Below are 13185 nucleotides of genomic sequence, written 5' to 3' on the forward strand. Positions count from 1 at the left end.
TTGCGGCATGATTGCGCCTGGCCACGCGATGCTTTTCGCTTGCCTGCTCCGTTGCGCTTGGAGCGACCTCTCTCGATCTTTCGCATCGTTCAACCGGCGGGGCGAATAGCACAGACAAGAAATATCGCCGTTGTATTTCTCTTATGATATCAGCCTGCGCGTTGAACGAGCGAATACCATCATCTTGTAAGTGTATTATCAGGTGAATATGTATTCATATTACATATAACACGATGGATAAACCAAAGTTCGAGCAAAATATAAGCAGTTTATGCACTTACAGGAATTTTTATTTAAATAATTCTACTTCTTGTGATTAACAGTTTAACGTTATTAGTCTCATTTGCCTAAATTTTGATCATTTTATATGTGTTTATTATGACACATTCAGATGAAACCAACAGTTTCGATCCCTTTCCATGTTGCCGGCAAAGGAACTCTGAGCAAATCTCCCCAGGGCCGCCGTTAGCGGCTTGGAGGAACTGGAATGCGTTTGGCTTCCCTTGCTCTCATGAGTTCAGTTGCCGCGCTCGCATCGGGGGGCGCGAGCTTCGCCGCCGACCTTCCCATGACGAAAGCCGCGCCAGTCGATTACGTGCGCGTGTGTTCCGTGCATGGTGACGGATTTTTCTACATTCCGGGCAGCGACACCTGCATCAAGCTCGGCGGCTATTTGCGAACGGAATATCTTTACGCCCAACCCAAATGGTCGACGCCGGGCGATGGTCGCTACAAGGACGCCACCGGCTTCTTCGCCCGCGGACGCCTTGAGGTCGATGCGCGTACCGCGACGGAATACGGCATCGTGCGCGCCTTCTTCCGCTTCGAGCTCACGCGCACCACCGGCGCCTATAACGGGTTGCCCGGACCGAGCGGCAGCATCACGTCGACCAGCCTCGACAAGGGTTTCATCCAGTTCGCTGGTATCACCGCGGGTGTGGCACAGTCGTTCTTCGACTTCTTCGCCGAGGACTGGAACTACGGTTCGGCGCCGAATGTCTATCCCGGCTCGGATGCCGGCACCACCCAGTTGCTCGCCTATACCGCCACCTTCGGCAATGGCTTCTCGGCCACGCTGTCGCTCGAAGATCGCAACCAGCGGAACATCGGCGGCGTCTATTACGACGTTGCGGGTGAGCGCATGCCGGACGTCGTCGCCAATTTGCGTGCTGACCAGGACTGGGGCTCTGCCCAGCTGTCGGGAGCCGTCCATCAGCTCAATTCGGGGGCCCTCGATCCGTTTGGCGGGCGCATCGACAACGAATACGGCTATGCCATCCAGGGCGGCGTGAAAATCAACCTGCCGATGCTGGCGGCCGGGGACAATTTGTGGCTCGAGGCGGCCTATGCCGACGGCGCGCTCAGCTATCTGGGCGTCCAGGGCGATGTCGCCCTCGGTTCCTATACCGGCTTGATCGCGACGGACGCGGTTCTTTACGGCGACGATATCAAGAGGACCAGCGGCTGGAACGCGCTGGCTGCCTTCACCCATTACTGGACGCCGAGCCTGCGGTCGGGCGTCTGGGGCAGCTACACCGACGTGAACTATGCGGGCGCGCTCACCTCCGCACCCGATTCGCTCCTGCGCGATTTCAAGGTCTACCAGCTCGCCGGCCAATTGGTCTGGTCGCCGACGAAGGCCTTCGACATCGGCGTCGAGGTTCTCTACGTCAACATCGATCCCGGCCGTAGTGGCAATCAGAACTATGTGCTCAAGGGCAATGAGGACCAGTGGCAGACCCGTCTGCGTTTCCAGCGCGACTTCTGATCCGGCTCACTCTCGATCATGCAAGCCCCGGCCTCGCGCCGGGGCTTTCTTTTTTCAGGAGCGCAAGCGCGTCGGCGCGGTGCGCTTCGGCTGCCGGCCGCCGCCTCGCCGCGTCCGGTTCAGATGTGACGCTTTTCAGGTCGGGCTGGGAGGCGGCGGCAGGGCGGGGTGACGCGGCAAGCCAGGGGTGGGCATCCGCGTCCATCGAGCCGGCTCGGTGAGATGGGCCGCCGAGGCGATCCCCCAGATCAGGCCGAGCATCAGATAGAAGTGCCGCCAGTGGTCCGTATCGATCTGGTAGCCCTGGATCGTCATCGCGGCCAGCGCAGACCAGACCGCTATCGCGTGAGACTGGAACGGTCCCCGGCGTAACACCGTGCGCCAGCCCACCACCCAGGTCGCGACGATCAGGGCGAAATAGGACAGGCCGCCGAGCCAGCCGTAGGAGGCGAAGGCGTTGATATAGACATTGTGTGGGTCGGCGCCGAAATGGACATGGAAGCGCAATGGGCCAAAGCCGTTGACGTCACCCAACAAGAGCGGAGTGCTGCGCAGCTGGTTGCCGAAGCGGCCGGTCGCTCCGACGTCATAGGACTGGGTGAGCGTGGCACGTGCCTCGAAGAGCTGTCGGATCTCGTCGATGGAAAGCGCAACGGCGAGAAGCGCGAGCAGCGCGACGACACAGGCCCCGACATAGATCATGACGCGCAAGCGGACCGCCGGCCTTGGGCTGGTGACGAATGTCAACCCGAAGAGCAGGACCAGGCCAAGGACGAGATCGGCCCAGGCACCGCGCGAGAAGGTGAGAAAAAGCGCCGCCAGCGGCACCGAGAGAACGGCTAAGGTCTTGATGAAGCCCGTTCGCCGTTCCAGGAAGCTCTGCACGATATAGACGATCGGCAGGACGAGATAGGGGCCGAGCACGTTGGGATCTTTGAACGTCCCTGACGCCCGGCCGTATTCCGTGAACAGGCTGCCCAGCCCCGCGACATCGAAATAGCCGAGAACGCCGGCGAGACCGCAGAGCCAGGCCGACCAGATCAGAGCCGATCGGATGACGGCGAGGCGTGTGAGGCCTTCCTCCGTCAAGAGGGCGGCGAAGTAGATGGCGGTGATCGCCAGATAGATGGAAATCAGGACGAAGGTGACGCTCTTCTCGTCGTCGAGATAGGGAATGAGCGCGAGCCCGCCGCCGATATTGTAGAGCGTCAGGAATATGATCAGCGGCATCGCTCGCATGGGCAGGCGCATGCCGGCAAGCGCGGTGACGATGAAGGCGAGCGGGAAGAGGATTTCGTAGGCCGAGGGCTCGATGATGACATAGGCGCCAGCGAAGACGAACAGCCAGAGCGTCGCATGCTGCAGCCGGCGTAAGGATATGCGACCGCTCCGTCCGGACCTTGTCACGGCCGGCGCGTCGTGGGCGGCAAGCACTGCCGAGGGCGCCTCGATCATGGATCGTGCCTCATGACTCTGCCGATCTGTCGCTAAATTATGCCGGGCCAGATTTCGGAGGGGTTATGTGTGCGGGCGCTCAGTAAGCGTTTTCCGTCGAAAGGAGCGCGAAGGGCGTCCGTGCGAGAATATAGAGATCGAACACCACCGACCAGTTCTCGATATAGAACAGGTCGTGCTCGACCCGCCGCTGCAGCTTCTCCTCGGTGTCGGTTTCGCCCCGCCAGCCGTTGATCTGGGCCCATCCGGTAATGCCGGGCTTGACCTTGTGGCGGGCGAAATAGCCGTCGACGACCTTGTCGTAGAGCCGGTTTTCCGCCTTGGCCTGGAGGGCATGGGGGCGGGGGCCGACGAGAGACAGATCGCTCTTGAGAATGACATTGAAGAGTTGCGGCAATTCGTCGATTGATGTCTTGCGGATGAAGCGTCCGACGCGCGTGACGCGCGGGTCGTTCTTGGTCACGAGCCGGGCCGCGTTGACATCCGACTTGTCGACATACATCGAGCGGAACTTGAAGACCTCGATCAATTCGTTGTTGAAGCCGTAGCGCTTCTGGCGAAACAGAATGGGCCCGGGCGAGTCGAGCCGTACCGCAACGGCCGTCGCAATCAGGATCGGCGAGAGAAGGATTACCAGCGCGGTGCCGACGATCTTGTCGAACAGCCACTTCACCACGAGGTCCCAATCGGCGATCGGCTTATCGAAGACATCGAGGACCGGCACCGAGCCGATATAGGAATAGGCCCGCGGCCGCAGACGCAACTTGTTGCGGTGGGCGGCGAGGCGGATATCGATCGGCAATACCCAGAGCTTGCGCAGCATCTGGAGCAGCCGCTCCTCTGCCGTGATCGGCAAGGTGAAAATGACGAGGTCGAGATGGGCCCGGCGTGCGAACTCGACGAGATCGCTGACCGTGCCGAGCTTGGGATAGCCGGCGACGAGGTCCGGCGAGCGGTCGTCGCTGCGATCGTCGAAGACGCCGCAGATACGCAGTCCAGTATCCGGCTGGGCCTCGAGCGCGTGGATGAGATCTTCCGCGGCCTGGCCGCCGCCGACGATGGCGGTGCGCCTGTCGAGCCGGCCGGCGCGCGTCAGCGCCTTGACGGCGAGCGACAGGGCAAAGCGCCCGGCCAAGAGCAACACGAGCCCGACCAGGAACCAACTAGCCAGCCATACGCGGGAAAAGTCCTCTCCGCGTTTGGAAAAGAAGAGCGCGGCGAGAAGCAGAAGAAAGACGGCGCACCACCCGCCGATGAGCCGCAAGCTCTGTGGCGTGAAGGAGCGGAAGGCGCCGATGTGATAGATGCCCAGCGCCTGGAAAAGGACGACGGTGAGCGCGGCGACGCCGACCATGGCCGCCGCATGGATGAGCGGAAAGCCGATGGCGGGCATGAGATAAACCGCGTGCACCGCAAGACCGCTGAATGCCACGATGACGAATTCCGCTAGCCGAGCGGCGCCCGCCAGCACAACTGGCGAATAGGTGGGCTTGATCGGCCGGGCAGCCATCTCCTCCGCCAGCGGCGTCAAGGACCGTGCCTCGCCTTCGGCCAGCGGCTCTTTCAGGATGTTACGGATGTCGTAGGTGGGCATACTCTGCCTCGCGTCGGCTACACCGCCCGCCAATGTCCGATCGGATCTGTATTTGCGCCGTTAGTGGGGTCTGCCAAGTCCGTCTACCGCCGAATTCTCGCGGAAGGTTAATGCTGCTCGACAGCAAAGGTTACGCTGCGTGCCGCAGTATAACTCGCGAGAATGTTCTCCACCATGGCGGAAATCGAGAAGTTGGCGTGAACCTGCGCGCGGAGTTCTGCGGCGTCCGCTTGTGCGCGATCGAGGTGCCGGAGCCGGTCGGCGATCGCCTCGGCGAGAGCGGCGCTGTCGTCCGGCCGCACGAGTTGATAGGCCTTGGGGCCGAAGATCTCGGGGATGCCGCCGACCCGCGTCGCAATGAGCGGCCGGCCGGCTGCCGCTGCTTCGAGAACCACATAGGGCAGGGATTCCGCCCGCGACGGAACGACCATGACGCGCGCTTCCGCCAAGGCCTCGCGGATGGGGCAGGGCGGCCGGATCGTTACCTGTCCTGCGAGATCGCGCCTTGTGATGTCCGTTCGAAATGCCGTCTCGTCGGGGCCCGCGCCGATGAGCACCAGACGTGGCGTCAGTCCATCGCGATCGCGCAGCAGCGCGAGCGCATCGATGAGAACGTCGACGCCCTTGAGCTTGCGCAGTTCCCCAATGAAGAGGAGATCGAAGGGTGGCTCCCGCTGGGGCAGCGGCTCGAACTCGCTTTCGGCGAGCCCGTTGTGCACCACCCGCTCGGGCTGGCCGGGCGGGCCGACGAAAGCGTGGAACTGGTCGCGCACGAAGCCGCTCTCGAAGATGAAGAGGGCGGTTCGGCGCGCCAGAAGCCGTTCGGCGGTCATATAGACGATATGGGCGGCACTCCCCGGCGGGTAGTGAAAGCTGCCGCCGTGAGGCGTGTAGACCGCGGCTGCAGGCGGTCGCACCGCCGTGCGCGCGAGCCGGGCGAAAACACCGCCCTTAGCGCCGTGGCCATGGAGAATGTCGGGTTGAAGGCGGCGGGCGTGCTGGGCGACGGCGAGCGAGCTCGCCACATCGCCGAAGCCGGGAAGCCGGCTCATGGGAACGCGCTTGACGCCAAGCGCAAGCGAGCTGCGGAGTGCCTCCAGCATGGCCTCTGCACGCGCGCCGCCCGTGCGCGCGTCGCAGATCAGTCCGACCTCATGGCCGCGTTCGCTCTGTCCCCGCGCGAGATCGGCGACATGGCGGAAGAGGCCGCCGACCGGCGCGCGGAAGACGTGGAGGATGCGCAAGGGGCCGCCTCAGAACCACCGTTCCTTGAGCAGGATGGTGTCGCCAGGTTGAACGGTATAGGTGATCGGGACGGTCCCGATGATGACCTTGCCGTCCTGCTGGCGCGTGATCTGCGCTTCGGTCTGATTGGCGCGCGGCGTGAAGCCGCCGGCAATCGCGACCGCCGTCTGCACGGTCATGCCGCTGACGAACGGATACTGGCCGGAATTCACCACCTCGCCCAGGATGAAGAAAGGACGATAGGTGTCGATCTCCACTGTGACTTTTGGCTCTCGTAGATAGCTCGATCGCAATTTCTGCTCGATGAGCCGCGCGAGATCCTGTGTCGTCTTACCCGAGGCCGGCACGACGCCGATCAGCGGCATCGTGATGCGCCCTTGGGGGTCGACCGCGTAGATATTCGACAGATTGTCCTGGGAGAAGACGATGATGCGCAACTTGTCGCCGGCGGCAAGCGTATAAGGCTTCGTCGGCAACGCACGGAACACCTCTACCGGCTGTTGCTGCGCACAGGCACTGCATACAAGACCGAGGAGGAGGACGACGAAAACTAACGGATTTGAACGCGCCATGGCTTTGCTACTATGATTGTTCGAGGCGACCGTAGCGACGCATGGTTAACAAAGAGTCATTGCGCAAAGCTCTTGGCCATGAACATCGAAAAAAGCCAAACGGCAGCTCCTGCTGTTTTAACCGTGCGGCAACCAAGATGTGATTTTCTTCGGGTCCTGCTCATGCGTAGGTGAAGTCATGTCCAAGTTCTTTGGTGCCGGCACGATGGATGGAACGAGCCGGCCCTTGCCGGCGGATGATCTCGACGTTGGCCAGATCTGGCGTGCAATCGTTGCGAGACGCCGCTGGATCCTCATACCGACCTTGCTGACATGTCTGGGCACCGCGATCGCGGTCAACGTGCTGCCCCCGCGCTATATGGCGGAAACGCGCATCATTCTCCAGAACGGCGAGAACTTTTACACACGCCCGGGCAGTGCCCCCGAGGCGGAACGGCAGATCGACGACGAGGCCGTGCAGAGCCAGGTCCAGGTCATCATGTCGCGAGATCTGGCGCGCGAAGCCATCGCCAAGCTCAACCTCACGCAAAACCCGCTGTTCAATCCGCCGACCGAAAGCCCGGTCAAGCGGCTTATCTCGGCGATCGGTCTCGGGGGCAGGGTGGGGCAGGCCAGCGTCGAAGAGAAGGTACTCGACGTCTATTATGACCGCCTGCAGGTCTTCCAGGTCGGCAGATCGCGGGTGGTCGCCATCGAATTCACCTCGGAAGATCCCGACCTTGCGGCGCGCGTCGCCAATACGATCGCCGAACTCTATATCGCGCGGCAGCAGGACGTGAAGCAGGACGCGGCGCGCTCGGCCTCCGATTGGCTGGCGAGCAACATCGAATCGCTGCGCAAGCGTGTCGCCGAAGCGGAAGCCAAGGTGGAGGACTTCCGGGCAAAGACCGGGCTTCTGCGTGGCAGTTCCAGTTCCACCACGACCCTGCCGACGCAGCAACTGGCGGACCTGTCGGGGCAGCTTGCGGCCCAGCGTGCGGCCCAAGCCGATGCCCAGGCCAAGGCCCGGATGATCCGGGACATGCTCTCGTCGGGCAATATTCTGGAAATCCCGGATGTCGCCAATAACGACCTCGTCCGTCGGCTGACGGAACAACGCATTGCGCTGAGGACGCAGCTTGCACTCGAGTCGCGCAATCTGCTCCCAGAGCATCCCCGCATCAAGGAACTAACGGCTCAGCTTTCGGATCTAGACAACCAGATCCGTCTCGCCGCTGAGCGCGTCGCGCGCTCCTTCGAGACCGATTCACGCCTCGCCGGCTCGCGGGTGGAGGGCCTGATGGCCGCGATCAATGCGCAAACGCAGGTGACCGCCAGCGCCAACGAGAACGAGGTGCGCCTCAGGGCGCTCGAGCTCGACGCCCGCACCGAGCGCGATCAGCTCGAATCCTATCTCGCCAAATATCGTGAGGCGCAGGCGCGCGACAGCCGCGACGCATCGCCGGCGGATGCCCGGGTCGTATCAGGTGCCGTTGCGCCCGCCACGCCCTCCTTCCCGAAGAAGATCCCGACGATCCTGATCGCCACGCTTGCCGTTTTCGCGCTCACCTCGGCGGGCGTCCTGTCGGCGGAGCTGCTGTCTGGCCGCGCCACGGTCCGTGGCGAGGACGAGCGCGGCGCCGATCGCGACACGGCACCTGCGGCCATGCATGCGACCGCCACGTCGACACCTTATCTGACGCTGCCGGCGCCGATCGACGTGGAATTCAAGGATATCGGACCGGTACGGCCGCCGGCTGATTTGACCGACGGCACGGCCATGGACGTCATTCTCGCCAAGCTCGCCGTGCCGGCACGCGAGGGACGGGGACGCCGTCTGATAGTCGCCGAGGCGGCCAAGGACAAAGCCTCGACCGATGTTGCGCGCAGGCTCGCGCGGCACCTCGCTCGCAAAGCGCGCGTCGTGCTTGTCACGCTCGCGGCGCCGAGTGGGGCGGATGAGGAGCTCGGCCTGACGGATCTCATGACGGAACGGGCGGGCTTTACCGATGTCATCAGCCGTGAGGCAGGCTCGCGTCTGCATGTCGTCGGCCATGGCACCCAGCCGTCGGAGGTCTTGGCCGAAGACGCGGACGGGGTGGGTAGCGCGCTCGCAGCCCTCGACCAGACCTATGACTGGGTGGTCTGCGGACTGCCGGCCGGCATCGATCCCGCGCTCCTGCACGTCTTCGCCGCCAGGACCGATGGCTCCGTTCTCGTGGCGCGTGAAGGCGAGCCGGAAGAGCAGACGGTTGCAGGCTACCAGAACCTGCAAACGCACGGTGCGGGCAACATCGTCGTCGCGGTCACCGGAGCGGCCGGCGACGATGCCGTGCACCAGGCTGCTTGAGGCTCGGGATGATGATTTCTGCCAAGCGATTCGTGCTGGCTGCGGGCTTGACGCGACCTTGCCCGTGCACAGGCATCCGGTTCCCCGCTACGCCTATGTGCTGGCCGGGACAATCCAGGTCACGAGCGAGGAGGGCGGCCAGAGCACGGTCTATGCGCCGGGCAGCTTCATCGTCGAGATGGTAGGCCAGTGGCACCACGGCACCAATATCGGCAAGGAACCGGCGAAGCTGCTCGTCGTCGACCAGGTCGAAAAAGGCGCAGGCAATACCGAACTGGCGAAATAGGGCTGCGTCAGACGATGGTCATCGCCGGAGCCGGCGCAGCCTTTCGACGGCGGCCACGACCCACGGCGTTGATTTCGCCCAGCCCTTGGCGGCGCGGCCCAGGTGATCGAGCCCGGCATAGATCCGCCCGCGCGTGCTGATCGGCAGATAGATGTCTACCAGCGGCTCGGTCTCGCCGCAGACGGCGAGCTTGTAGGCGGCTGCGCCGACGCCGAGATCGAAGGTCGCCACGCCCCGGCGGCACTGGGTTTCGATGAGGTTGAGCAGCAGCAGATCGCCCGGGCTCGATTTGGCGACCTCAGCCTCCATGCTGAAGGAATTGAACATTCCGCAAAAGCGCTCGCCGTCGCAGGTTCCTCCGAAGGTGGCGAGAATGGCGTCGCCCATGAAGAGCGCATAAAGCTCGATCGCGGTTTTGCCATCCGCTCCGATTCTGGAGCCCCGCCGCAGAAATTCGATCGCCGCAGGATCTTCAAAGGGATTCGTAATATGCTTCTGCCGAAAACGGGCGCCTTTCTGTTCAAGGAAGGTCTGCAGCACCCGCTCGATTTCGACGGGATCCTCGACGCGGCGATAGGCGACGGGGCTGATGTCCTTGAGGCGCCGTTCCTTCTTGCGCATTTTCTTGCGCGATTCCGGGCCGAGCAGCACGGCGAAGGTCTGGTCGGCAGGAAAGTTGAGCTGTCGCTTGAAGCCCGGACTGGGGCTCGGCCATCCGCCGAGCGTCACGAGCGGATTGGCCGTTCCCTGCCATGCGAGCGGCTGATTGACGAAGGAAAAGACGTCGATGCCGGCCGCGCGGGCGATGTCCTGCAAGATCGAGCGCCACGTCGCGGCGTCGCGCCCGGCGGTCGCCATGGGATCGAACAGCGGCATGTGGAAATTGGCCTGTCGGCCACCGATGAAGGTGGCGACGGTGAGGCCTCCACGCCGCCTGATGGCGAGCGGCAGCAGCATCACCGGGCTGCCGGACGCATTTTTCACGACGGCGATGAGCGGCGTCTCGCCATGGGCGTGGCCGAGCGTCTCGGAATAGGCTTGCGACCAGTCGAAATGCTGGTAAGGCGTGGCGATCGCCCTTTGCTCGAAGTTGCGCCAGTCCGCGTCGATGGAAGCAAAATCACGATGTATGGTGACCTGCAGCGGCGCGAAGTCCTTCGCCCGTTCCGCCGACGGCATGCCGTCGGCCATCTCGGCCCGCAGCTGCACGCTCATCAATTGCCCCACACGTTACCTCCGCCTAGCCGATCGAGGTACCCGCGGGCATCATGAGCGTCAACTGCGGTCTACCAAGAAGGATAATCGGCAAAGCTGCCGATTTCGCAAAGATTTGGTCAATCTTTCCGGCATCATGGTAAAATTTCAGAGGGGGACTGCCACGTTAGCGTGGCAGGAGGGGGACCGGCCATGCTGACCCGTTATGCCGCGCTGCGGCTCGGCTTCGCGGCGATCGCACATACGGGGGCCGATCGCTGGCTCGCGCCGATGGCGCGTGGGCTGGGCTTCATCCTCATGCTTCATCACGTGCGTCCGTGGGTCGACCGGGACTTTGCACCCAACTCCATCCTGGAGGTGACGCCGGAATTTCTCGACAGGACGCTCGCCGTGCTGGCGCCGACCCACGACTTCGTTCCGCTCGGCGATATCCCCGAGCGGCTCGCGAGGCCCCGACCGCGGCCCTTCGTGGCGATCACCTTCGACGACGGCTACCGGGACAATGTGGAATTCGCCATGCCGGTGCTGAAACGGCACAGCGCTCCCTGGTCGGTCTTCGTGACGCCCGGCTTCGTCGACCACACGGCGCGCCTGTGGTGGCTCGAACTCGAGGAGGCGATCCGCCGCCTCGACCGGATCGATGTGGCTTATGGTGCCAAACGTCTTGTTTTTCCGGCCACAAATATCGCGGACAAGGGCGTCGCCTTCCAGCGCCTCTACTGGATGCTACGGCGAGGCCCCGAGGAGCGTCTGCGCGCCATCGTGCAGGAGCTCGCGGATGCGGCCGGCGTCGATGGGCGGCAACTCACCGCCGACCTCTGCCTTGATTGGCCGGGACTTGCGGCTTTGGCGCGCGAGCCTGATGTCGACATCGGAGCCCATACGGTGACCCATCCGATGCTGGCCAAACATCCTCCCGACGTCATGCGCTGGGAGATGGCGGAGAGCCGGGCGGTGATCGAGGACAAGCTGCAGCGGCCCGTACGGCATTTCGCCTATCCGGTGGGGGATCCCGGTTCGGCGGGTCCGCGCGAATTCGCCGCCGCTGCGGAGGCGGGCTTTACGCTCGCCGTCACGACGCGGCCCGGCCACGTCTTCGCGTCGCATGCCGCCCATCCCATGGCACTGCCGCGTGTCGCGTTGAACGGCGCCTTCCAGAACCCCGCTGCCGTCAGGGCGCTCGCCTCCGGGGTTCCCTTCCTTCTCTGGAACAGGGGCCGACGCGTCCGCGTGGATTGAATCAGCGGTCGATCCTGTCCGGGCGTTCCATCCAGCGGATCAGCGGCAAGAGCGGCAGGATCCAGGCGAGGCCGACGACCACATAGAAGACCATCTGCACCAGCTTCGGCGCGGCTTGCACGCGACCCTGCGCCAACGCCATCGCGACGAGCGCGTAGACGCAGACGAAGATCAGCATGAAGAGCGTTCCGAAGAATTTGCGCGTGCGGCGGCGCATGGCCATCCCATTCCTGTCGGGGGGTGCGGCGGCAGGAAGCGTTGTCCCGCCGGCCGGCGCGGACTATGTGTCGATCGGCCGCCCGCCGCAACCCCACAACGGGCGGCCGCACCGATTGGCGATAGGACGGGACATGACGACGGCGAGCTTGTCTGTCGGAGAGGGCGCGCGACCGGCCGCGGAGGCTCGCGGCCGCCGCGCCGTGCGGCTGTGGCTCTTCAGCGTGGCGGCGCTCGTAGCGCTCATGGTGCTCGTCGGCGGCGCGACGCGACTGACGGAATCGGGCCTCTCCATCACCGAATGGAAGCCGATCACCGGCGCGCTCCTGCCGATGAGCGAGACGGCCTGGCTCGCGGAATTCGAGAAATACAAGCAGATCCCGCAATATGCCTTACTCAACGAAGGCATGACGCTCGCCCAGTTCAAGCACATCTATCTCTGGGAGTGGGGGCACAGGCTGCTCGGCCGGTTGATCGGCCTCGTCTACCTTCTGCCGCTCGTCTATTTCGCCATTCGTGGCGATGTGCGCGGCAAGCTCCTCGCCGGGCTGCTCGCCATCGGGATTCTCGGGGGGCTGCAAGGTGCGATCGGCTGGATCATGGTGGCGTCCGGCCTGAAGCCGGGCATGACGGCCGTGGCGCCGGTCCGGCTCATGGCACACCTCGTCACCGCCTGCCTGATCTATGTGGCGCTGATCTGGGTGGCGGTCGGCCTGAAGTCCCAACCCGTCACGCCGCAGGAGCGGCGGCTCGCACCCGGCGCGACGCTGGTGCTCGTGCTCATCGTTCTGCAGATCGCGCTCGGTGCCTTGGTTGCCGGGCTCGATGCCGGGCTCGTCTACAATACCTGGCCACTGATGGACGGCCGCTTGGTACCGGACACCGCGGCGTTGTTCTCGGTCTCGCCCTGGTGGCGAAACGCCTTCGAGACGGTGGTCACCGTCCAGTTCAATCATCGCGTCGGTGGCTATGTCCTGTTGATCGCCGCCCTGTTGCACGCCTTTGCCGCGCGGCGGGCGGCACCCGGCACGCCGGCGGCGCGGCGCGCCACGGGGATGGCGGGGATAGTCGTCGTCCAGGCAGCGCTCGGCATCACGACACTGGTGCTGGTCGTGCCGATCTGGGCCGCGCTCCTGCACCAGGGTGTGGCGATCCTGCTGCTCGGCCATGCGTCCGCCCATCGGCGGCTCTTGTCGGCGGAACAGGGGGCTGCTGCGCCTGCCCTGCAGCCGGCGAAGGCTTGAACGAGCATCACCTTCCCTTCGA

At 64.0% G+C, this 13185-nt stretch carries 10 protein-coding genes and 1 pseudogene; 5 read left to right on the forward strand and 6 right to left on the reverse strand.

The features are described 5' to 3' along the window. The first annotated feature begins 487 nt into the window (after window positions 1–487). The gene (locus ACFQU1_RS22955) at window positions 488–1768 is read left to right on the forward strand and encodes a porin (RefSeq protein ID WP_378137135.1); all 1281 of its coding nucleotides are present in this window, start codon (window positions 488–490) and stop codon (window positions 1766–1768) included. A gap of 135 nt (window positions 1769–1903) precedes the next feature. Here the strand turns inward: ACFQU1_RS22955 and ACFQU1_RS22960 are convergent, their stop codons facing one another. The 4 genes from ACFQU1_RS22960 to ACFQU1_RS22975 form a co-directional block, all read right to left on the reverse strand. Continuing rightward, window positions 1904–3223, reverse strand: coding sequence for an O-antigen ligase family protein (locus ACFQU1_RS22960; protein ID WP_378137136.1), 1320 nt, complete (start codon window positions 3221–3223; stop codon window positions 1904–1906). Window positions 3224–3302: 79 nt separating this feature from the next. Beyond that, entirely contained in the window at window positions 3303–4817 is a 1515-nt protein-coding gene (locus tag ACFQU1_RS22965; protein ID WP_378137137.1) for an undecaprenyl-phosphate glucose phosphotransferase, read from the reverse strand. 107 nt (window positions 4818–4924) lie between these two features. Further along, window positions 4925–6061: a glycosyltransferase family 4 protein gene (locus ACFQU1_RS22970; protein WP_378137139.1), complete on the reverse strand. Its 1137-nt coding sequence runs from the start codon at window positions 6059–6061 to the stop codon at window positions 4925–4927. 9 nt (window positions 6062–6070) lie between these two features. Beyond that, window positions 6071–6634, reverse strand: coding sequence for a polysaccharide biosynthesis/export family protein (locus ACFQU1_RS22975; RefSeq protein WP_378137141.1), 564 nt, complete (start codon window positions 6632–6634; stop codon window positions 6071–6073). A gap of 178 nt (window positions 6635–6812) precedes the next feature. Here ACFQU1_RS22975 and ACFQU1_RS22980 point away from each other — a divergent pair, with 178 nt between their 5' ends. Beyond that, on the forward strand, window positions 6813–8963 hold the full coding sequence (locus tag ACFQU1_RS22980) for a GumC family protein (protein WP_378137143.1): 2151 nt from the start codon (window positions 6813–6815) through the stop codon (window positions 8961–8963). 52 nt (window positions 8964–9015) lie between these two features. Beyond that, a pseudogene (locus ACFQU1_RS22985) lies at window positions 9016–9249 on the forward strand (cupin domain-containing protein); the annotation flags it as partial. A gap of 18 nt (window positions 9250–9267) precedes the next feature. On the opposite strand, the gene ACFQU1_RS22990 reads toward ACFQU1_RS22985, so the two are convergent. Further along, window positions 9268–10464: a GNAT family N-acetyltransferase gene (locus ACFQU1_RS22990; RefSeq protein ID WP_378137145.1), complete on the reverse strand. Its 1197-nt coding sequence runs from the start codon at window positions 10462–10464 to the stop codon at window positions 9268–9270. A 192-nt stretch (window positions 10465–10656) separates the two neighbouring features. Here ACFQU1_RS22990 and ACFQU1_RS22995 point away from each other — a divergent pair, with 192 nt between their 5' ends. Further along, window positions 10657–11703, forward strand: coding sequence for a polysaccharide deacetylase family protein (locus tag ACFQU1_RS22995; protein ID WP_378137147.1), 1047 nt, complete (start codon window positions 10657–10659; stop codon window positions 11701–11703). A 1-nt stretch (window position 11704) separates the two neighbouring features. Here ACFQU1_RS22995 and ACFQU1_RS23000 read toward each other — a convergent pair whose 3' ends face one another. Next, window positions 11705–11920: a DUF2842 domain-containing protein gene (locus tag ACFQU1_RS23000; protein WP_378137149.1), complete on the reverse strand. Its 216-nt coding sequence runs from the start codon at window positions 11918–11920 to the stop codon at window positions 11705–11707. A gap of 133 nt (window positions 11921–12053) precedes the next feature. Here ACFQU1_RS23000 and ACFQU1_RS23005 point away from each other — a divergent pair, with 133 nt between their 5' ends. Continuing rightward, entirely contained in the window at window positions 12054–13163 is a 1110-nt protein-coding gene (locus tag ACFQU1_RS23005; protein ID WP_378137151.1) for a COX15/CtaA family protein, read from the forward strand. Window positions 13164–13185: the final 22 nt, after the last annotated feature.

The sequence above is a fragment of the Chelatococcus sp. GCM10030263 genome, from assembly GCF_042666455.1.
GTDB lineage: Bacteria > Pseudomonadota > Alphaproteobacteria > Rhizobiales > Beijerinckiaceae > Chelatococcus.

What these genes read in the sequence shown, in the direction of transcription:
- ACFQU1_RS22965 (WP_378137137.1), bottom strand. Translation starts at nt 4,817, where the DNA reads ATGCCCACCTACGACATCCGTAACATCCTGAAAGAGCCGCTGGCCGAA.
- ACFQU1_RS22960 (WP_378137136.1), bottom strand. Translation starts at nt 3,223, where the DNA reads ATGATCGAGGCGCCCTCGGCAGTGCTTGCCGCCCACGACGCGCCGGCC.
- ACFQU1_RS23000 (WP_378137149.1), bottom strand. Translation starts at nt 11,920, where the DNA reads ATGCGCCGCCGCACGCGCAAATTCTTCGGAACGCTCTTCATGCTGATC.
- ACFQU1_RS22995 (WP_378137147.1), top strand. Translation starts at nt 10,657, where the DNA reads ATGCTGACCCGTTATGCCGCGCTGCGGCTCGGCTTCGCGGCGATCGCA.
- ACFQU1_RS22955 (WP_378137135.1), top strand. Translation starts at nt 488, where the DNA reads ATGCGTTTGGCTTCCCTTGCTCTCATGAGTTCAGTTGCCGCGCTCGCA.
- ACFQU1_RS23005 (WP_378137151.1), top strand. Translation starts at nt 12,054, where the DNA reads ATGACGACGGCGAGCTTGTCTGTCGGAGAGGGCGCGCGACCGGCCGCG.
- ACFQU1_RS22990 (WP_378137145.1), bottom strand. Translation starts at nt 10,464, where the DNA reads ATGAGCGTGCAGCTGCGGGCCGAGATGGCCGACGGCATGCCGTCGGCG.
- ACFQU1_RS22980 (WP_378137143.1), top strand. Translation starts at nt 6,813, where the DNA reads ATGTCCAAGTTCTTTGGTGCCGGCACGATGGATGGAACGAGCCGGCCC.
- ACFQU1_RS22975 (WP_378137141.1), bottom strand. Translation starts at nt 6,634, where the DNA reads ATGGCGCGTTCAAATCCGTTAGTTTTCGTCGTCCTCCTCCTCGGTCTT.